The following is a 19,229-nucleotide window of genomic DNA, read 5'->3' on the forward strand; positions in this document are numbered from 1 at the left end:
GGGTGAACGCCAGAGGGCAGGGCCGCGGATCGACGCGGGTCAGAGGGCAGGGCCGCGGGAGGGGGCAACCGCGCCGCGGTGCAGGACCGGCGCAGGACCGGCGCAGGACCGGCGCAGGACCGGCGCAGGACCGGCGCAGGGAGCCAGCACGGCGGGGCAGGGAGGCAGGGAGCGTTAGGGGGTGCGGAGTTCTTTGGCTAGGAGTTCGGCGATCTGGGCCGTGTTGAGGGCCGCGCCCTTGCGGAGGTTGTCGCCGGTGACGAAGAAGTCGAGGGCGCGGGGGTCGTCCAGGGCGCGGCGGATCCGGCCGACCCAGGACGGGTCGGTGCCGACGGCGTCGATCGGCATCGGGAACTCCCCGGCCGCGGGGTCGTCGACCAGGATCACCCCCGGTGCGTTGCGCAGTGCCTCGCGGGCACCCTCGGCGTCGACCTCGGTGGCGAAGACCGCGTGCACCGCTACCGAGTGGGCGGTGACCACCGGCACCCGGACGCAGGTGGCGGAGACCTTGAGGTCGGGGAGGCCGAGGATCTTCCGCGACTCGTTGCGGATCTTCATCTCTTCCGATGACCAGCCGCTGTCCGCCGGGGAGCCGGCCCACGGGACCACGTTGAGCGCCATGGGTGCCGGGAATGGGCCCAGGTCGTCGCCGACCGCCTGGCGTACGTCGCCGGTGCGCGAGCCGAGCGCCCGGTCGCCGGCGACCTTGGTGAGTTGGTCGTGCAGGATGTCGACGCCGGACTGACCGGCTCCGGAGACCGCCTGGTAGGAGGCGAGCACCAGCTCGCGGAGGCCGTACTCGCGGTGCAGCGGCGCGACGGCGACGATCATCGCGAGGGTGGTGCAGTTGGCGTTGGCGATGATGCCCCGGGGCCGGTTGCGGACCTGCTCGGGGTTGATCTCCGGAACGACCAGCGGGACGTCGCGGTCCATCCGGAACGCGCCGGAGTTGTCGACAGCGATCGCGCCGCGGGCGACGGCGATCGGTGCCCACTCGGCGGAGACCTCGTCGGGCACGTCGAACATGGCCACCTGGACCCCGTCGAACGCTTCGGGGGTCAGCGCCTGGACGACGAGTTCCTCGCCCCGGCAGCGCACCCGGCGGCCGACGGAGCGCTCGGAGGCGAGCAGCCGGATCTCGCCCCAGACGTTGCGTCGCCCGGTGAGCAGCTCACACATCACCGTGCCGACGGCACCTGTCGCTCCGACCACGGCGAGGGTGGGCAGCGCCGTCATCGGCGCTACCTACCCGTCCCCGCGTAGACCACGGCTTCGGTGTCGCCGCCCAGCTCGAACGCGTCGTGGATGGCGCGGACGGCGGCGTCGAGGTCGGTGTCCCGGCAGACCACGGAGACCCGGATCTCGGAGGTGGAGATCATCTCGATGTTGACCCCGGCCGCGCCGAGGGCGGCGAAGAAGCCGGCGGCCACCCCGGGGTGCGAGCGCATGCCCGCGCCGATCAGCGAGACCTTGCCGACGTGGTCGTCGTAGAGCAGGCCCTTGAACTTGACCGGCTCCTGGATCTTGCTGAGCGCGGCCATCGCGGTGGGGCCGTCGGCCTTGGGCAGGGTGAACGAGATGTCCGTCCGGCCGGTGCCCTCGGTGGAGACGTTCTGCACGATCATGTCGATGTTGATCTCGGCGCCGGCGACGGTGTCGAAGATCCGCGCGGCGGCACCCGGCTCGTCGGGCACCCCGACGATCGTGATCTTGGCCTCGCTGCGGTCGTGCGCGACCCCGGTGATCAGTGCCTGCTCCACGGAAAGGTCCTCCATCGATCCGGTGACCATCGTGCCGGTGTTGGTCGAGTATGACGAACGGACGTGGATCGGCAACCCCGCCCGCCGGGCGTACTCCACGCTACGCAGGTGCAGCACCTTCGCGCCGCACGCGGCCAGCTCCAACATCTCCTCGTAGGTGATGTGCTGGATGTGTCGGGCGTTGGGCACGATCCGAGGGTCGGCGGTGAAGATGCCGTCCACGTCGGTGTAGATCTCGCAGACGTCGGCGTGCAGGGCGGCGGCGAGCGCCACGGCGGTGGTGTCCGAACCACCGCGACCCAGCGTGGTGACGTCCTTGGTGTCCTGCGAGACGCCCTGGAAGCCGGCCACGATGACCACCGAACCCTCGTCGAGGGCTCCCTTGAGCCGCCCGGGGGTGACGTCGATGATCCGGGCGCGGCCGTGCACCGAGGTGGTGATCACGCCGGCCTGCGAACCGGTGAACGAGCGGGCTTCGTACCCCAGGTTGTGGATGGCCATGGCCAGCAGGGCCATGGAGATCCGCTCCCCGGCGGTGAGCAGCATGTCCAGCTCGCGGCCCGGCGGCAGCGGGCTGACCTGGTTGGCCAGGTCGAGCAGCTCGTCGGTGGTGTCACCCATCGCGGAGACCACCACCACCACGTCGTCGCCGGCCTTGCGGGCGGCGACGATGCGCTCGGCCACCCGCTTGATCCGCTCGGCGTTGGCGACGGAGGACCCGCCGTACTTCTGCACCACGAGTGCCACGACGGTGCACTCCCTCCCAGCGACCCTGAGCGTGCCGACGCCGCCGGAACCGGGGCCGGCGGCGCGTGTCAGACCTCATGAGGGTATCCGGCGGATAACGAAGCCGGGTCAGGTGATCCCACCATCCGGCCCGGCCGGGACCGGCCGGGGCGGTCCCACCAGGTCGGATGGGTACGCCGGGCCGCCCCGCCCGACACGCCGGGACGGGCCAGGTACGCGCCGGCACCCGCCAACCGCCCGCACCCACCAGAATGGGCCGGTGCCCGTCCTCATCCGCTCGGCCGGCCGCGTGATCGGGCCGCTCGTCCTCGCCCTGCCAGCTTTCCTGGTCGCCTGCACCAGCGAGCAGCCTCCGCCTCCGCCGCCAGCCGACCCGGGGCCGGTCGAGGTGGACGCCGCACGGGACGAGCTGGCCGCGCTGGCCGCGGCGGCTCAGGACCGTCACCTGGTGGCCCAGTACGTTTACAGCCAGACGGGTCAATCGGATCGCACCATCGTGTTCACCAGCGCGAACGACGGCAGCTGGCGGGTGGACGTGCCGGGTGGCGCCCTGGGCGGCACCGCCGACGTCTCGATGGCCAGCACGGCCGACGGGCTGTTCCAGTGCGCCCTGCCGTCGGCCGGTCGGGCCGAGTCGGCGAGTTGCGTACGCCTGGGTGATCGCGACGACGCGGTTCCACGCCGGTCGGACCCCCGGGTCCAGCACCTGCTCACCGACTGGCTGGACGTGCTCACCGACCGACGCGCGCCCCTGGCCGTTGCCCCAGCCAGGACGCCCGACGGCCTCACCGGCACCTGCTACTCGGTGGATTCCACCTCGGCGTCGCTGAACGCCCCGCTGGATGTGGGCATCTACTGCTACGACCAGGACGGCACACCCACCGGCGTCCAGACCGGGGCCGGGACGCTGAGGCTGGCCGCCGCACCCGGCCCGGCACCGGCCACCGTGCAGCTGGCCGGCCCGGTGGTGATCGACCGGGAGCCGCTCGACACCGCCGCGCCGCCGACCCCGGACCCGCCGGAGAGCCCGGGCCCGGGAACGCCTTGATCTTCGTCCCGTTACGGGTGCTCTTGCCCACATTCAGCCACCCCATCCTGATGGGCGAATCACCCATACGGGACGATTCGGTGTATGGCCGATCTCACCCCGCTGCTCGCCTACCGCTGGAGTCCACGAGCCTTCGACCCGAGCGCCGAGCTGACCCCGGAGGAGTCCGCCTCGCTGCTTGAGGCCGCGCGCTGGGCCCCGTCGGCGGAGAACGGGCAGCCCTGGCGGTTCGCCCTCGGCCACCGCGACGACGAGACCTGGAAGCGGATCCTGATCAGCCTCCCGGGCGACGACCAGATCTGGATCCGGCACGCCGCGACCCTGGTGGTCGGCGCCCACACCGGCCTGAACACCGAGCAGGCGGCGTACGACCTGGGGCAGGCGATCGCCCACCTGACAGTGCAGGCCACAGCGCTCGGCCTGCACGTACACCAGCTCACCCGGTTCGACCGGGCCGGCCTCGCCACCGAACTCGACCTGCCCGGCGATGTCCGCCCGTTGGTGGTCGCCGCCGTCGGACGACTCGGCAACCCGTTCGACCTCCCGGCCGACCTGCACGCCCGGGAGACCGGCCTGCGGCACCGCCACCCGGTCGCCGAGCTGCTGCTGCGTTGATCGGGCGCCGGGCTCACTCGCCCCGGCTGGCCCGGAGCAGGACCGCCGCGGCATCGGTGTTGCGATAGCGCACGTGCCGGCCCTCGCGGAACCGGGACACCAGGCCGGCGCCGTGCAACGCGGCCAGGTGCTGGGAGACGTTTCCGGCGGACATCCCGGTGAGTCGGGCCAGGTCGGTGGTGGTCAGCGCCGTCTCGAGCAGGCACAGCAGCGTGGTCCGGCCCGGCCCGATCACCCGTGCCAGCGGGTCGCCGGGCGGCGGCGCGGTCGCCTCCCAGAGCGTCCCGACGGCACGGACCGGGTACGCGCCGGCCGGCAGCGAATCCTCGAGCAGGTTCCACAGCACGTGCTGCTCGGTGAACACCGTCGGGTTCAGCGCCAGCCCACGACCGCGGAGGTCGAAGTCCCGCTCGAACGTGTCGTCGCTGATCACCCGGTCGCCGTGCCAGCGCAGGCTCGGGTGGAGATGCTCGAAGAACCGGCCGGCGCCGCTCTCGGCGAGCTGGGCGGCCCGATACGCCACGTCGGCGTCGAGCAGCGCCCGCATCCGCGGCCAGTCCGGGGCGATCGCCTCGTCGTACCAGACCCGCACCGCGTCGACGACCTGCGGCAGCAGCCCGCCGGGGTCGGCGAGCAGCGCCCGCCCGAACGGGCTCAGCGGCTTCTGCCAGGTGGTCGCCAGCAGGTCCTGGACCACCACGGCCGGCGGCGTCGCGGCGATCTGGTCGAGCTGCTCGGCCAGCTCCACGTTCGGTCGGGCCGCCGGGGTGAGGAAGTCGGGCAGCCAGCGACCCGGCACGACCAACCCCACCAGAGGCCGGACCCGGTCGGCCACTTCGGGACGATGCAACGTCACCCGGGCCCGGTCGATCCAGGGCAGGTGCACCGCGTAGCGGACCGGGTTGGCCAGCGCCCACATGCTCATGACCGTCTCGTTGACCGGTGACACGGCGAGCCGCACTCCCGCCACGTCGGCCAGGCTGAACCGCAACTCGGACACACGCCCCCCAGGAGCAGGATTCGGTCCAGCCTAAAAGATTCGACCGAGGTCATGGGACCCGCTTCACTCCCCGGACATGGGGACCAGAGAAACCATCCGTACCGCCGTTCGAGACGTCGTACCGCCAGCCGGGCTGACCCGCGCCCTGGCCGTGCAGGCCATGGTCTACGCCGTCGGGAGCGGCCTGTTCCACGCCGGCAGCGCCGTCTTCTTCACCCGGGCGCTCGGGCTCAGCGCCGCCCAGGTGGGGTTGGGGCTCTCCATCGCCGCGGGGGTGACGCTGCTGGGCACGGTGTCGCTGGGTGGGCTCACCGACCGGTACGGACCGCAGCGGGTCTGGGTGGTGGGGCTGGTGCTGAACGCGGCGCTGTTCGCGACCTACCCCTTCGTGGGTGGCTTCGCGGGGTTTCTCGCCGTGGTGGTGGCGCTGGCAGCCGTGGACGGCGCTGTCGGCGTGGCCCGGCAGGTCTACTCGATCAACGCGCTCGCGCCGGCCGAACGGGTCACGGCGATGGCGTACCAGCGCTCGTCGCTGAACGTCGGCTTCGGGCTCGGCGCGGTGATCAGCGGCCTGGTGCTGGCGGTGGACACGATCGAGGCGTACCGCGGGATGGTCTGGTTCATCTCGACGGTCTTCCTGGTGACGGCTCTCTTCGTGCGCCGACTGCCTCGACTGCCGCAGGTGCGGAGGTCGGTGGAGCCGACGAGTCGGCTCGCCGTGCTGCGGGACCGCCCGTTCATGACGGTGTCCCTGCTCTCCGGGCTGCTCACCGCACACCAGGCGCTCTACCTGACGGTCATGCCGCTCTGGATCCTCACCCACACCGACGCCCCGAAGACGGTCATCGCCGCTCTGGTGCTGCTCAATACGGTCCTGGTCGTGCTGCTCCAGGTACGTGTGAGCCGGGGCGCGGACACTGCGGCGGGCGCGGCCCGGGCCTCCCGTCGGGGTGGACTGCTGATCGCCCTGTTCTGTCTGGTCCTGCCGATTTCCGGGTTCACCCGGGGCTGGCTCACCATCGTGGTGCTGGTGACCGCGGCGACGGTACTCATCCTGGCCGAGCTGATCGAGTCGGCCGGCACCTGGGGGCTCACCGCCACCCTGCCACCGGCCAACCAGCGCGGCGCGTACGTGGGGGCGCTCGAACTCGGCGTGCAGGTGCAGTACCTGATCGCGCCGGCCGGACTGACCGCGCTCGGCGTGACCACCGGCGGGTGGGGTTGGTTACCGACGGCAGCGATCTTCGTGCTGGTCGGGCTGGTGATCGTGCCTGCGGTGGCCTGGGCCGGACGCACGCCGCGGCTGGGCGCCGAGGCCGCAGCGCCGGCCATGACCCCGGTCCCATAGTCCGGACCTGTCTTTCCACCCACCGTTCCATCACGTAGGGTGACTTGGTCATGTGGCAGGCGCTGCTCCTCCTTAGCCGCCGCGACGAGGCCTGACCGGCCGGCACCTCGTCGCGGAGTTGCATCGCGCCGTCCAGCACATCCGATTTTCTTCTCGGCACCGCCGCGCACCGTCGCCCGGCATCTCGCCGACACCTTCCGATCTGCTGACGCCACATGTTCCAGGGAGCACTCCGAGATGGCTCAACCTGTCACCGACGCTGAAACCGATCCGATCGCCCGGCAACGCCCGAGCCGGATGCCGTACCACCGCTACCAGCCGTACGGGGAGCAGTTCCGGGTCGAACTCCCGGACCGCACCTGGCCCACCCGCACCGTCGAGGCCGCCCCCCGCTGGTGCGCCGTGGATCTCCGCGACGGCAACCAGGCACTGATCGACCCGATGTCGCCCGAGCGCAAGCGCCGGATGTTCCAGCTGCTGGTGCAGATGGGCTACAAGGAGATCGAAGTCGGTTTCCCGTCGGCCAGCCAGACCGACTTCGACTTCGTCCGGCAGCTCATCGAAGACGACATGATCCCGGACGACGTCACCATCCAGGTGCTCACGCAGTGCCGGGAGCACCTGATCGACCGGACGTTCGAGTCGCTGCGCGGCGCGAAGCGGGCCATCGTGCACTTCTACAACTCGACCTCCACCCTCCAGCGGCGGGTGGTCTTCGGCCTGGACAGGGACGGCATCGCCGACATCGCCACCACCGGGGCGCGGCTCTGCCAGAAGTACGCCGAGATCCACACCCCGGACACGGAGATCTTCTACGAGTACTCGCCGGAGTCGTACACGGGCACCGAGCTGGAGTACGCGCTGGAAGTCTGCTCCCGGGTGATCGACGTGATCGACCCGACCCCGGACCGACCGCTGATCATCAACCTGCCGGCCACCGTCGAGATGGCCACCCCCAACGTGTACGCCGACTCGATCGAGTGGATGCACAGGCACCTGCCGCGCCGGGACAGCGTGGTGTTGAGCCTGCACCCGCACAACGACCGGGGCACCGGTGTGGCCGCCGCCGAGCTGGGCCTGCTCGCCGGCGCGGACCGCATCGAGGGCTGCCTGTTCGGCAACGGTGAGCGCACCGGCAACGTCGACCTGGTGACCCTGGGGCTCAACATCTTCTCCCAGGGCATCGACCCGATGATCGACTTCTCGAACATCGACGAGGTGCGGCGAGCGGTTGAATACTGCAACCAACTGCCGGTGCACGAGCGCCACCCGTACGCGGGCGACCTGGTCTACACCGCCTTCTCCGGTTCCCACCAGGACGCGATCAAGAAGGGCTTCGACGCCCTCGCCGCCGACGCGAAGGCGGCCGGTGTGCCGGTGGACGAGCACACCTGGGCGGTGCCGTACCTGCCGATCGACCCGAAGGACCTGGGCCGCACCTACGAGGCGGTCATCCGGGTCAACTCGCAGTCCGGCAAGGGCGGCGTCGCGTACATCATGAAGAGCGAGCACCAACTGGACCTGCCGCGCCGGCTCCAGATCGAGTTCTCCGGGGTGGTGCAGCAGGTCACCGACCACGACGGCGGCGAGGTCGACCCGGCCGCCATGTGGGAGATCTTCGCGACGCACTACCTGCTCGACCACCAGCCCGACCCGGCGGTTCGGCTGGCCGGCTACACGATCGGCACGGTGGACGGCAAGGTCGAGATCGAGGCCCAGGTCGGTGTGGGCGGCGAGCAGCGCTCGCTCGCCGCGGTCGGCAACGGCCCGATCGACGCGTACGTCAACGCGCTCCAGTCGGTCGGGGTGGGCGTACGGGTGCTCGACTACCACGAGCACGCGCTCTCCTCCGGTGGTGACGCGCAGGCCGCCGCGTACGTGGAGTGTGAGGTGGACGGCACGACGGTCTGGGGTGTCGGCACCGACGCCAACATCGTCACCGCGTCGATCAAGGCGGTCACCAGCGCCGTCAACCGCGCCCGCCGCTGACCTAGGCGCGCGACACCCCCGAAGTGGCTTCCTACTTCGGGGGTGTCGCGGCGGGCATTGAGTGGCAGGGCTGGGACGGCGGGGCTTTCCGGGGCGGTCGGTGGACCAGCACGAGGGCCAGCAGCGCGCCGGCCACGAGCAGCCCCGCACACCATTCCATCGCGCCCCGGAACGCGTCGGTCAGCTCGGCCTTCTGCTCGTACCCGCCGCCGGAGAGCCCGACCAGCAGCGGTAGCGCCGCCACCGCGAGCAGGCCGCCGGCGCGGGATGCGGCGTTGTTGAACCCGCTGGCCACCCCGGAGAACCGGTCCTGCACGGCGGCCAGCACCGACGCGGTGAGCGGTGCCACCACCAGGGTCAGCCCGATGCCGAAGAGCAGCACCCCGGGCAGCACGTCCCGCCAGTACGACGCGCCCGGTCCGACGCCGCGCAGCAGCAGCAGGCCGACCGCGGCGACCACCGGTCCGATGGCCAGCGGCAGTCGTGGGCCGATCCGGGCGGACAGCGCACCGGCGCGCGCGGAGCCGACCAGCAGCAGCAGGGTCATCGGCAGCAACGCGATGCCGGTGCGGAAGGCCGACCAGCCGACCACGTTCTGAAGGTAGACGGCGAAGAAGAAGGTGAAGCCGCCGAGCGCCGCGTAGACGATGACGGTGAAGATGTTCAGCACCGAGAAGAGTCGGCTGCTGAACAGGCCGGTGGGCAGCATCGCGGTGTCGCCACGCCGCCGTTCCAGCAGGACGAAGGCCACTGCGGAGAGCACCCCGACCAGGGCGGCGATCAGCACCTCGGCGGAGTCGAACCCGCGGGCCGGCGCGTCGATCAGGGCGTAGGTGACGCCTGCGAGCGCGAGCGCTCCGAGAAGGGCTCCGGCGACGTCGAACCGTCGTCGGGTCCGACCCCGCTCCTCGGTGCGGGAGGCACTCTCGTCCCGGCTCTCCGGCACCCAGCGCAGGGCGGCCAGCAGCACGAGCACGGCGATCGGCAGGTTGAGGAAGAAGATCCAGCGCCAGGAGAGCGCGTCGATCAGCCAGCCCCCGATGAACGGCCCCAGCGCGGTGGAGACCCCGGACAGCCCGGCCCAGGCACCGATCGCCCGACCCCGGTCGTCGGGATGGAAGCTCGCCTGGAGCACCGACAGCGACCCGGGCGTGAGCAGCGCGCCACCGGCGCCCTGGAGGAACCGGGCGGCGATCAGCATGCCGGTGTCCTGGGCCAGCCCACAGAGCACGGAGGCGGCGGTGAACCAGACCACGCCGATGAGGAATATGCGTCGCCGGCCGAAGCGGTCGCCCAGCGCGCCGCCGAGCAGCACGAACGCCGCCAGCATCAGCAGGTAGCCGTTGATGGTCCACTGGAGATCGGCCACGTTCGCGCCGAGGTCCTGCCCAAGTTTCGGCAGTGCCACGTTGACGACGGTGCTGTCGAGGAAGACCATTCCAGAGGCGAGTACGGCGGCGAGCAGCGTGCCCCGGCCGGCGGTGGTGCCCATCCGGAGGGCGGTCGCCGGTACGGGTGCGGTCATCCCACCAATCTGCCTTGCATCATGTGGGAGACGCCACGAAACGCCGAAACCGTGCCCGGGTACTGTGCGCAATCGCCGGGAGCCCCCAAGCTGGAGAGGTGTCGTCTGTGCGTACCAGATCAGGACCGCGAGCGGCGGTGGCCGTGCTCACCGCGGCGCTGGCGCTCGGCGTGGCCGGTTGCGTCCCGCAGGATGAACCGACCACACCGCCGTCGAGCGACGGCGGCAACGCCGCTGAGCAGCTGAGTCAGCTGACCGTCGCTACCGCCGGCTCGATGAAGGGCTACAGCCGGGAGCGTTTCCCGCATTGGCGGGACACCGGCAAGAACTGCGATATCCGGGACAGCATCCTCCAGCGCGACGGCAAGGATGTGAAGCTCTCGGGCTGCAACGTGGTCGGTGGGCGCTGGGAGAGCGTGTACGACGGTCGCAGCTTCTCGGATCCCTCCGACGTGGACATCGACCACATGGTGCCGTTGGCCAACGCGTGGCGCTCGGGCGCTGACGAGTGGGACAACGCGAAGCGCGGCGATTTCGCCAACGACACCACCCGTCCGCAGCTTTTCGCGGTTTCCGCCTCGTCCAACCGGGCAAAGGGTGACCAGGACCCGTCGCAGTGGAAACCGGCAGACCGGTCTTACTGGTGCAAATACGCCCAGGACTGGGTGACGGTCAAGCACTACTGGAAGCTGACGGTGACCAGCGCCGAGAAGGCCGCCCTGACCGACATGTTGGAGGGCTGTTGAGTGGGGAGCGATTCGTGACCGCCGCCGAGGAGAGCGGCCCGTCCGCCGCCGGCATGACCGCGGACGGCGCCGCCGAGACTCCCGCTGCCGTGCCGGGTGCCGGCATGGTCGCGGATTCGAGCGGGGCGGCCGGCCCGCAGAGCCGCACCACCGACATCGTGCCCGGCCCCGGCGGTGTGATGACCGACGAGGTCGGCGTCGTCACCGGGGACCTGACGCTGCGCACCGAGTACGCGGACGGCAAGGTGACCCTGCGGGTGCAGTACAAGGACGCGGACGAGTGGTATGCGGTGACCGGCACGTCGGTCACGCTTGCCGACCCGGCTGGGCTGGACGCGGTGCACGGCGTCGCGGTGGGGCTGCTGAACCGCCCCGAGGGCTGACGACCGCCGGCACCGCGTCCAGTCTCAGACGTACGAGCCGGGCTCGGTGGGCGCGGAGACCACGCTCGGCGCGTCCCCCTCGCCCTCGGGTCGGACGATCTGCGCGCTGACCCCGTGCGGGCGCAGTTCGCCGCTGGCGATCTGCTCCGCGAAGTGGCAGGCCACCCGGCTGGCGCCGATGTCCCGCAGCACCGGTCGCTCGTCGGCGCAGCGGGTGGGCTGCGCCCACGGGCAGCGGGTGTGGAAGCGGCAGCCGGTCGGCGGGTTGGCCGGCGACGGCAGGTCACCGGCGAGCAGGATCCGCTCCCGGCGGTCCTCCACGTCCGGGTCCGGCACCGGCACCGCCGACATCAGCGCCCGGGTGTACGGGTGCAGCGGCTCGGTGTAGAGCCGGTCGCTCGGCGCCTCCTCCACCAGCGCGCCCAGATACATCACGCCGACAGTGTCGGAGATGTGCCGGACCACAGCGAGGTCGTGCGCGATCACCAGGTAGGTGAGCCCCAGGCTGTCCTGGAGCTCGTCCAGCAGGTTGACCACCTGGGCCTGGATCGACACGTCGAGCGCCGAAACCGGCTCGTCGGCGACGATCAGCTCCGGCCCGAGCACCAGCGCGCGGGCGATGCCGATGCGCTGCCGCTGCCCGCCGGAGAACTCGTGCGGGTAGCGGGAGAGCGCCCAGCGCGGCAGCCCGACCGCGTCCAGGGTCTCGCCGATGATCCGTCGACGGTCGGTGCGGTCGGTGCCGATCCCGTGGGTCTGGAGGCCCTCGGTCAGGATCGACTCGACGTTCTGTCGGGGGTCGAGGCTGGACATCGGATCCTGGAAGATCATCTGCATCCGGCGACGCATGCTGCGCAGCTTGCCGGAGGGCAGCGTCGTCAGCTCGACGCCGTCGAAGCTGACCTCACCGCCGGTCGGCGGGGTGAGCTGGAGCAACGCCCTGCCCAACGTGGACTTGCCGCAGCCGGACTCACCCACCAGGCCGTACGTCTTGCCGCGCGCGATGCTCAGGTCGACCCCGTCGACGGCCTTCACCTGGCCGACCACCCGGTCGAAGAGCACCCCCCGCTTGATCGGGAAGTGCACCTTCAGGTCGCGCACCTCGACGAGGATGTCGTTGTCACTCACGCCAGCACTCCGCTTCGCTCCGCGCCGGCGTGAGACGCCACGCTGCTGTGCCTGATGGTTCGCTCGCTACGCTCGCTCACGCTTCCTCCTCGCGCGGGGCGGGCACCAGGCCCGGCAGCGGCTCCGGGTTGACGCACCGGTAGCTCCGTCCGTCGTGCGCGTGCACCAGCTCCGGCGGCTCACCCACACACTCGTCGATCCGGCGGGCGCAGCGCGGGGCGAAGGCGCATCCGTCCGGCCACGGCAGCAGGTCGCGGACCGAACCGGGAATCGGGTTGAGCTTCTCGCCCCGCCCGGCGTCCAGGCGCGGCACCGAGCCGAGCAGACCCACTGTGTACGGGTGACGCGGCTGGCGGAACAGCGGACGACGGCGGGCCGTCTCCACCACCCGGCCCCCGTAAAGCACGTTGACGGTGTCGACCATGCCGGCCACCACGCCGAGATCGTGCGTGATCATCAGCAGCGCGGTTCCGGAGTCCCGGACCAGCTCCTTGAGCAGCTCCAGGATCTGGGCCTGGATGGTGACGTCCAGGGCGGTGGTCGGCTCGTCGGCGATCAGCAGCCGAGGCTGGCAGGCCACCGCCATCGCGATGAGCGCCCGCTGGCGCATCCCACCGGAGAGCTGGTGCGGGTACTCCTTGAGCCGCCGCTTCGGGTCGGGGATGCCGACCCGGTCCAGCAGCGCCGCCGCCTCCTTCGCCGCAGCCTCGCCCTTCATCCCCCGGTGCCGGGTGAGCACCTCGGTCACCTGCAACCCGATCGGGATCACCGGGTTCAGGGAGGAGAGCGGGTCCTGGAAGATCATCGCGATGTCCCGACCCCGGATGTCCCGCCGCGACCGGTCGTCGAGCTGGAGCAGGTCGGTGCCGTCGAAGACGGCCTTGCCGCCGACCCGGAGGCCGGGCTGCTTGGGCAGCAGACCCATGATCGCGAGCGAGGTGACGCTCTTGCCACAGCCGGACTCGCCGACCAGGCCGACCACCTCACCGGCGTCGACCGAGAAGGACACCCCGTCGACCGCGTGCACGGCCCGCTGGCCGCGCCGGGCGAACGTGACGGAGAGATCTTCAACTTCGAGCAGTGCCATTGCGGGCCTACTTCCGCAGCTTCGGGTCGAGGGCCTCGCGCATCGCCTCACCCAGCAGGGTGAAGCCGAGCGCGGTGATGATGATCGCGACGGCCGGGTAGATCGCCAGTGACGGCCGGATGCCGAGGTACTGCTGCGCGTCGGCGAGCATGACCCCCCACTCCGGTACGGCGGTGTCCGGGTTGCCGAGGCCGAGGAAGGAGAGCGCCGCGGCCTCGATGATCGCGGTGGCCAGGGTCAGCGTTGCCTGCACGATCACCGGGGCGAGCGAGTTCGGCACCACGTGGGTCAGGGCGATCTTCGACTTCTTGACGCCGAGCGAGGTCGCCGCCAGCACGTAGTCGCTGTTGGCCTGGGAGATCATCGAGCCGCGCAGCAGCCGGGCGAACACCGGCACCGAGACCACGCCGACCGCGATCATGACAGTGGTCAGGCTGGCCCCGAGCAGGGCGGCGATGCTCACCGCCAGCAGCAGGCTCGGCATCGCCAGCAGCATGTCGATGAAGCGCATGAGGGTGGTGTCGATCCACCGCCCCCATCGGCCACCGAGGCCGGCCGCGGCACCGGAGATGCCACCGATCAGCGCGCCGATCGCCAGACCGATCAGGGTGGAGACCACGCCGACCAGCAGGGTCTGACGGGCGCCCACGATCATCCGACTGAACTCGTCCCGGCCCTGGTGGTCGTAGCCGAACCAGTGGTCGCCGTTCGGGCCAGGGATGACACCCGGCTTGATCAGCCCCTCCCGGATGCCGATCGTGTCCGTCGCCGCGTACGGCACGAGGAACGGGCCGACCACCGCGACCAGCACGAAGAGCGCCAGGATGACGGCGCCGACGATCGCGGCCGGGTTGCCGCGCAGCCGACGGAACGCCTCCTGCCAGAGGCTGACGCCCCGCTCGTCGTCACGGGCGGCCAGTTCGGAGAGCCGGTCGATCTTTTCGCGCTTCTTGCCTGGGCTGAGTGTCATCGCACCCTCACCCTCGGGTCGATGAAGCTGTAGGAGAGATCGACCAGGAGGTTCACCAGCACGTACACCACCGCGATGATCAGGATGAAGCCCATCAGCACCGGATAGTCGCGTTGGCCGATGGCCTCGGCGACGAACGCTCCGATGCCACTGAAGGCGAAGACGGTCTCGGTCAGCACGGCGCCGGAGAGCAGGCCGCCAGCGAGCAGACCGATCGAGGTGGCCACCGGCAGCATCGCGTTGCGCAGGACGTGCCGGCGACGGACCGTCTGCTCGGTCAGGCCCTTCGCCTCGGCGGTGCGCACGAAGTCCTCGTTGAGCACCTCCAGCACGCTCGCCCGGGTGATTCGGACGATGATCGCCAGCGGGATGCTCGCCAGCGCGATGGCGGGCAGCACGAGATGCCAGAGCGCGTCGGCGGCGGCGTCCCACTCGCGGGTCATCAACCCGTCGAGGACGAAGAAGTTGGTGACCCGGGTCGCCTCGAGCGTCGGGTCCTGTCGGCCGCTGGACGGGAACCAGTGCAGGTTCTCCGAGAAGATCGCCTTGAGCATGTAGCCCAGGAAGAACACCGGGATGCAGATGCCGATCAGTGATCCGCCCACTGACGCGTGGTCCAGGAAACGGCCGCGACGGCGGGCGGCCAGGTAGCCCAGCGGGATACCGATGCCGATCGCGATGATCATCGCGGTGATGGTCAGCTCGACAGTGCCGGGGAAGCGCTCGATGAACTCCGTGGTGACCGCCCGCTTGGTGGAGGTCGAGGTGCCCAGGTCGAGCTTGATCATCCGCCGGACGAAACGGCCGTACTGCACCAGGATGGGCTCGTCGAGCCCCATGTTGCGGCGGATCGCGGCCCGCATCTCGGGGGTGCCGCGCTCGCCGAGGATGGCGGTCTCGGGGCCGCCGGGAAGTCGGCGGAGCCAGATGAAGAGCAGGAGGGAGAGCCCGAACAGCGTGGGTATCAGCTGAAGCAGGCGCCTGACGATGAACCGGAACACGGCGGCCTCGAAGGGGTGCGGAGGGTTGCGGGCGGGCGCTGTGCGACAGCGCCCGCCCGCGTTCCTTGCTGCGTCAGATCAGGACTTACTTGAACTCGGCGGTGGAGAACCGCTCGTCGGTGAGCGGGCTCGCCTTGACGCCGGTCACGTCCTTGCCGAACACGATCGCCGGCGGCGAGTGCGAGATCGGCACACCCGGCAGGAAGTCCATCACGGACTTGTTCAGGGCCTTGTACTTCTCGGTCCGGGCCGCGATGTCGGCGGTGGTGTCCGCGTCCTTGAACTGGTCGAACAGGGCCTTGTTGTTGAAGCCCCACTCGTCCTTCGGCCGGTCGAAGAAGGTGCCGATGAAGTTGTAGGCGTCGCCGTAGTCGCCGGTCCAGCCCAGGAAGTGGATGTCGTGCTTGCTACCCGAGGTGGTGGCGTTCAGGTAGTCCGGGCTCCACTTCAGCGGGATCCCCTCGACGGTGATGCCAACGGCCTTCAGGTCCGCCGAGAGCAACTCGAAGATGTCCTTCGGGTTCGGCATGTACGGCCTGGTGACCTCGGTCGGGTAGTGGAACTTCAGCGTCAGGTTCGACGCGCCGGCCTCGGCCAGCAGCGCCTTCGCCTTGGCCGGGTCGTAGGTGTACTTCGTGACGTCACCGTTCCAGCCCTCGACGGTGTCCGGCATGAAGTTGTCGGCGACCTTGGCACCCGGCGGCAGCTTGGAGGTGACCAGCTGCTGACGGTTCAGGGCGTACGCGATGGCCTGCCGGACACGGATGTCGGCGAGCTTCGGGTTGCCCTTCTGGTTCATCGCCAGGTAGAGCACGTTGAACGCCGGGCGCGTGAGCATGTTGAAGCCCTCGCTCTTCAGCGGCTCGACGTCAGCCGGGCCAACCAGGTCGTAGCCCTGGATGTCACCGGAGCGCAGCGCCTGCTTGCGGGCGTTCTCATCCGAGATCGTCTTGAAGATGAGGGTCTTCAGCTTGGCCTTGGTGCCCGAGTAGTCCTCGTTGCGCTCCAGGGTCAGCGTCTTGTTCGCGACGTCCCAGGCCTTGAACTTGAACGGGCCGGTGCCGGTCGGGTGCTCCGTCGCGTACGCCGGGTACTTGATGTCCTCGGCGGTGCCCGCGACGTTGCTCGCGTCGAACTCCTGCAGCGCCTTCGGGCTGTGGATGGAGAACGAGGGGAGCATCAGCGCGGCTGGGATCTTGCTGGAGACCCGGGTGAAGGCCAGGTCCACAGTGGTGGCGTCCTTGGCGGCGCAGGACTTGAAGAGGCTCGGCGGAAGCTCCGCGTCCTCGTTCTTGGCGAAGCCGCCCATGACGTCCTGCCAGTACGCGGTCACGTCCGGGCTCTGCATGAGGCCCTTGGCGTTGTACCAGCGGTTGAAGTTGACGCAGACGGCCTCGGCGTTGAAGTCGGTGCCGTCGTGGAACTTCACGCCCGAGCGGAGCTTGAAGGTCCAGGTGGTGCCGGCGGCGTCCGGGGTCCAGGACTCGGCCAGGCCGGGGGTGACCTTGGTGCCACCCTCCTCCGGTCGGACCAGGGTCTCGAAGACCTGACGCGCCACACGCAGCGACTCACCGTCGCTGGCGAAGCTCGGGTCGAGCACCTTCGGGTCTCCGGCGACGCCGAAGACGAGGGTGTCCTTCTTGCTACCACCGGATTTGTCGTCGTCGCGGTTGCTCTCGGCGCAGCCTGCTACCGCGAGGGCCGCGACCGCGATGGCCGCGATCGCGACCTTCGGCCTGGGTGCACGCATGTGTGCTTCACCTCGTCCTTGGGGGTACGGACAACGTGGTGACAGGGGTCACCGATGGCGGTGACCATAGCTCCCGATGCGTCCACCCGGAAACCGCTGAGTGGACGGTTGGTATCGGATCGTGCCTCAACCGCCGCTTGACATTCGATTCTTAGGTAAACAGCGGCAAAAACCGATCAATCTGCACCCGCGATGCCAAACTGTTACGTCGAACAGCCCCGATGAGGGCACAGGTGTCAGATCATTTCCGGGCAGAGACGCAGCGGTGGCCGGCACCCGCACGGGTGCCGGCCACCGGCCGTACGTCAGGCGATCAGACCGCGCGCCGCCCTTCGAAGGCCCGACCGAGGGTGATCTCGTCGGCGTACTCCAGATCGCCGCCGACCGGCAGCCCACTGGCAAGTCGGCTCACCGCGATGCCCATCGGCTTCACCATCAACGCCAGGTAGGTGGCTGTCGCCTCGCCCTCGGTGTTCGGGTCCGTGGCCAGGATCAACTCCCGCACCCCGCCACCACCGAGCCGGATCAGCAGCTCCCGGATGCGCAGGTTGTCCGGCCCGATCCCCTCCAGCGGATTGATCGCGCCGCCCAGCACGTGATAGCGACCGCGGAACTCACCCGTCCGCTCGACGGCCACCACGTCCTTGGGCTCCTCCACCACGCACAGCACCTCGTCGGTGCGGCGCGGGTCGCGGCAGATCCGGCACTGCTCGGACTCGGCCACGTTGTAGCAGGTGGTGCAGAACCGCACCAGCTCCTTGACCTTGCGCAGCGCGCCGGCCAGCCGGTTGACGTCGGCCGGATCCGCCGAGAGGACGTAAAACGCGATCCGCTGAGCGCTCTTCGGACCCACGCCCGGCAGCCGACCCAGCTCGTCGATCAGATCCTGGATGGCACCTTCGTACATCTGCCGGCTCAGAAACCGGGCAGGCCGAGGCCGCCCATGCCGCCGGCGACCGGGCCCATCTTGCGCTCGGTCAGCTCCCGGGCCGCCTCGGCGGCGTTGTGCACGGCCGCGACGACCAGATCCTCCAGCGTCTCCACGTCGTCCGGGTCGACGGCCTTCGGGTCGATCTTGATGGCCTTGAGCTCACCGGAGCCGGAGACCGTCGCGGTGACCAGCCCGCCGCCGGCGGTGCCGGTCAGCTCGGCCTCGGCCAGCTCGGCCTGGGCGGCGGCGATCTGCTGCTGCATCTTCTGCGCCTGCTTCAGCATCTGCTGCATGTTCGGCTGTCCACCTGGGCGCACGGGATGGCTCCTTCTCGCACTCGTCTGCTCGACCGCCGCTCAGCCTATCCGCTGGGACCGACCTCGCCCCGCCCGGTGCGTCCGCCCACGCCGAGGCTTCGGGTACGGCTACCCCTACCCCGAACCGGCCATCTGCTGGTAGTGCGCCCATACCCGTCGCACTGGTCTGCTCAAGGCATGAACCTCAACCGCACCGGCCGGGTCGGCGCACTGTGCTGGCTCGCGGCCTCGCCCGTCTTCCTCGTCGCCAGCCTGATCACCGGTCTGCGGTGGCGCGAGCCCACCTACAGCTGGGCCACCCACAACATCAGCGACCTCGGCAACGCCCACTGCGGCGTCTGGGACACCACCCGCCCCCGCTACGTCTGCTCACCGTGGCACCCGTTGATGAACACCGCGACACTGGCCACCGCCGTCCTGCTCGCCGGCGGGCTCCTGCTGACCTGGCGGGTTCTCGGCCGCGGCCCGGTGGTGCGCACTGCCCAGACACTCCTGCTGCTGGCCACCGGCGGATACGCCCTCGTGGCCCTCTACCCGGCCGACATTGACGAGAACCTGCACGTCCTCGGCGCAGTCCTGATCATGGGGATGGGCAACGTCGGCCTCCTCCTCGCCGGCTTCGCGCCACGCCGCACGACGCTCGGCAGGTGGCGCCGACTCACCCTCACCGCCGGGCTCATCGCGCTGGCCGGAACGACACTGTTCGCCGCCCAACAGGGCCTGGGGCTCGGGGTGGGCGGCATGGAACGAGTAGCGGTGCTCCCGTTCCCCCTCTGGGCCTGCGCCCTGGGAGTCCTGCTAGCCGAAACCCCCCAACCGCGCACCCTCGTCGGCGTCGATCATGGAGTTGTGGTGCCCAAGAAGAGCACTGGTGGGCGATTTGC

The 19,229-nt window shown here is 70.2% G+C and carries 18 protein-coding genes; 7 read left to right on the forward strand and 11 right to left on the reverse strand.

Annotation, left to right across the window (positions count from 1 at the left end; all coding sequences use genetic code 11):
• Positions 1-174: 174 nt before the first annotated feature.
• Both AB0B48_RS22365 and AB0B48_RS22370 read right to left on the reverse strand, forming a co-directional pair.
• Positions 175-1,236, reverse strand: coding sequence for an aspartate-semialdehyde dehydrogenase (locus tag AB0B48_RS22365; protein WP_091403390.1), 1,062 nt, complete (start codon positions 1,234-1,236; stop codon positions 175-177).
• Between the two features lie 5 nt (positions 1,237-1,241).
• Entirely contained in the window at positions 1,242-2,507 is a 1,266-nt protein-coding gene (locus tag AB0B48_RS22370) for an aspartate kinase (protein WP_030489892.1), read from the reverse strand.
• Between the two features lie 259 nt (positions 2,508-2,766).
• On the opposite strand from AB0B48_RS22370, the gene AB0B48_RS22375 reads away from it, so the two are divergent.
• Positions 2,767-3,555 (forward strand): hypothetical protein, encoded by a 789-nt coding sequence (locus AB0B48_RS22375; protein WP_357204467.1) that lies wholly within the window; start codon positions 2,767-2,769, stop codon positions 3,553-3,555.
• An 84-nt stretch (positions 3,556-3,639) separates the two neighbouring features.
• Positions 3,640-4,170: a nitroreductase family protein gene (locus tag AB0B48_RS22380; RefSeq protein ID WP_357204469.1), complete on the forward strand. Its 531-nt coding sequence runs from the start codon at positions 3,640-3,642 to the stop codon at positions 4,168-4,170.
• 13 nt (positions 4,171-4,183) lie between these two features.
• On the opposite strand, the gene AB0B48_RS22385 is transcribed toward AB0B48_RS22380, so the two are convergent.
• Positions 4,184-5,170, reverse strand: a complete 987-nt coding sequence (locus AB0B48_RS22385) for an ArsR family transcriptional regulator (RefSeq protein WP_357204471.1) — start codon at positions 5,168-5,170, stop codon at positions 4,184-4,186.
• Between the two features lie 76 nt (positions 5,171-5,246).
• Between AB0B48_RS22385 and AB0B48_RS22390 the strand changes: the two genes are divergently transcribed.
• Both AB0B48_RS22390 and leuA read left to right on the forward strand, forming a co-directional pair.
• Positions 5,247-6,518 (forward strand): MFS transporter, encoded by a 1,272-nt coding sequence (locus AB0B48_RS22390; RefSeq protein ID WP_357204473.1) that lies wholly within the window; start codon positions 5,247-5,249, stop codon positions 6,516-6,518.
• A 237-nt stretch (positions 6,519-6,755) separates the two neighbouring features.
• Complete coding sequence (leuA, locus tag AB0B48_RS22395) at positions 6,756-8,507, forward strand: 2-isopropylmalate synthase (RefSeq protein WP_357204475.1); 1,752 nt, start codon at positions 6,756-6,758, stop codon at positions 8,505-8,507.
• Positions 8,508-8,538: 31 nt separating this feature from the next.
• On the opposite strand, the gene AB0B48_RS22400 is transcribed toward leuA, so the two are convergent.
• On the reverse strand, positions 8,539-10,032 hold the full coding sequence (locus AB0B48_RS22400; protein ID WP_357204477.1) for an MFS transporter: 1,494 nt from the start codon (positions 10,030-10,032) through the stop codon (positions 8,539-8,541).
• Between the two features lie 107 nt (positions 10,033-10,139).
• On the opposite strand from AB0B48_RS22400, the gene AB0B48_RS22405 reads away from it, so the two are divergent.
• Positions 10,140-10,778 carry an HNH endonuclease family protein gene (locus tag AB0B48_RS22405; RefSeq protein WP_357204478.1) on the forward strand — a complete coding sequence of 213 codons (639 nt, stop codon included), beginning with the start codon at positions 10,140-10,142 and terminating at the stop codon, positions 10,776-10,778.
• Entirely contained in the window at positions 10,772-11,161 is a 390-nt protein-coding gene (locus AB0B48_RS22410; protein ID WP_357204495.1) for a hypothetical protein, read from the forward strand. The genes AB0B48_RS22405 and AB0B48_RS22410 overlap by 7 nt, the downstream gene beginning before the upstream one ends.
• Positions 11,162-11,185: 24 nt before the next feature.
• Here AB0B48_RS22410 and AB0B48_RS22415 read toward each other — a convergent pair whose 3' ends face one another.
• From AB0B48_RS22415 to AB0B48_RS22445, 7 genes are all read right to left on the reverse strand, one after another.
• Positions 11,186-12,289 carry an oligopeptide/dipeptide ABC transporter ATP-binding protein gene (locus AB0B48_RS22415; RefSeq protein WP_357204480.1) on the reverse strand — a complete coding sequence of 368 codons (1,104 nt, stop codon included), beginning with the start codon at positions 12,287-12,289 and terminating at the stop codon, positions 11,186-11,188.
• Positions 12,290-12,365: 76 nt separating this feature from the next.
• Positions 12,366-13,376 (reverse strand): ABC transporter ATP-binding protein, encoded by a 1,011-nt coding sequence (locus AB0B48_RS22420; protein ID WP_357204482.1) that lies wholly within the window; start codon positions 13,374-13,376, stop codon positions 12,366-12,368.
• Between the two features lie 7 nt (positions 13,377-13,383).
• Positions 13,384-14,346, reverse strand: coding sequence for an ABC transporter permease (locus tag AB0B48_RS22425; RefSeq protein ID WP_357204484.1), 963 nt, complete (start codon positions 14,344-14,346; stop codon positions 13,384-13,386).
• Positions 14,343-15,347 carry an ABC transporter permease gene (locus tag AB0B48_RS22430; protein ID WP_357204486.1) on the reverse strand — a complete coding sequence of 335 codons (1,005 nt, stop codon included), beginning with the start codon at positions 15,345-15,347 and terminating at the stop codon, positions 14,343-14,345. Before AB0B48_RS22430 ends, AB0B48_RS22425 begins: the two co-directional genes overlap by 4 nt.
• Before the next feature lie 85 nt (positions 15,348-15,432).
• On the reverse strand, positions 15,433-17,097 hold the full coding sequence (locus AB0B48_RS22435) for an ABC transporter substrate-binding protein (protein WP_357204489.1): 1,665 nt from the start codon (positions 17,095-17,097) through the stop codon (positions 15,433-15,435).
• Between the two features lie 313 nt (positions 17,098-17,410).
• The gene (recR, locus tag AB0B48_RS22440) at positions 17,411-18,004 is read right to left on the reverse strand and encodes a recombination mediator RecR (RefSeq protein ID WP_357204491.1); all 594 of its coding nucleotides are present in this window, start codon (positions 18,002-18,004) and stop codon (positions 17,411-17,413) included.
• Positions 18,005-18,012: 8 nt separating this feature from the next.
• Positions 18,013-18,321, reverse strand: a complete 309-nt coding sequence (locus tag AB0B48_RS22445) for a YbaB/EbfC family nucleoid-associated protein (protein ID WP_007466279.1) — start codon at positions 18,319-18,321, stop codon at positions 18,013-18,015.
• A gap of 201 nt (positions 18,322-18,522) precedes the next feature.
• Between AB0B48_RS22445 and AB0B48_RS22450 the strand changes: the two genes are divergently transcribed.
• Positions 18,523-19,229 (forward strand): DUF998 domain-containing protein (locus AB0B48_RS22450; RefSeq protein ID WP_357204493.1); only part of this gene is annotated, 707 nt, incomplete at its 3' end.

The sequence above is a fragment of the Micromonospora sp. NPDC049089 genome (genome assembly GCF_040648775.1).
Lineage (GTDB): Bacteria > Actinomycetota > Actinomycetes > Mycobacteriales > Micromonosporaceae > Micromonospora.

What these genes read in the sequence shown, in the direction of transcription:
- AB0B48_RS22365 (WP_091403390.1), bottom strand. Translation starts at nt 1,236, where the DNA reads ATGACGGCGCTGCCCACCCTCGCCGTGGTCGGAGCGACAGGTGCCGTC.
- AB0B48_RS22380 (WP_357204469.1), top strand. Translation starts at nt 3,640, where the DNA reads ATGGCCGATCTCACCCCGCTGCTCGCCTACCGCTGGAGTCCACGAGCC.
- AB0B48_RS22390 (WP_357204473.1), top strand. Translation starts at nt 5,247, where the DNA reads ATGGGGACCAGAGAAACCATCCGTACCGCCGTTCGAGACGTCGTACCG.
- leuA (WP_357204475.1), top strand. Translation starts at nt 6,756, where the DNA reads ATGGCTCAACCTGTCACCGACGCTGAAACCGATCCGATCGCCCGGCAA.
- AB0B48_RS22400 (WP_357204477.1), bottom strand. Translation starts at nt 10,032, where the DNA reads ATGACCGCACCCGTACCGGCGACCGCCCTCCGGATGGGCACCACCGCC.
- AB0B48_RS22420 (WP_357204482.1), bottom strand. Translation starts at nt 13,376, where the DNA reads ATGGCACTGCTCGAAGTTGAAGATCTCTCCGTCACGTTCGCCCGGCGC.
- AB0B48_RS22425 (WP_357204484.1), bottom strand. Translation starts at nt 14,346, where the DNA reads ATGACACTCAGCCCAGGCAAGAAGCGCGAAAAGATCGACCGGCTCTCC.
- AB0B48_RS22435 (WP_357204489.1), bottom strand. Translation starts at nt 17,097, where the DNA reads ATGCGTGCACCCAGGCCGAAGGTCGCGATCGCGGCCATCGCGGTCGCG.
- recR (WP_357204491.1), bottom strand. Translation starts at nt 18,004, where the DNA reads ATGTACGAAGGTGCCATCCAGGATCTGATCGACGAGCTGGGTCGGCTG.
- AB0B48_RS22445 (WP_007466279.1), bottom strand. Translation starts at nt 18,321, where the DNA reads ATGCAGCAGATGCTGAAGCAGGCGCAGAAGATGCAGCAGCAGATCGCC.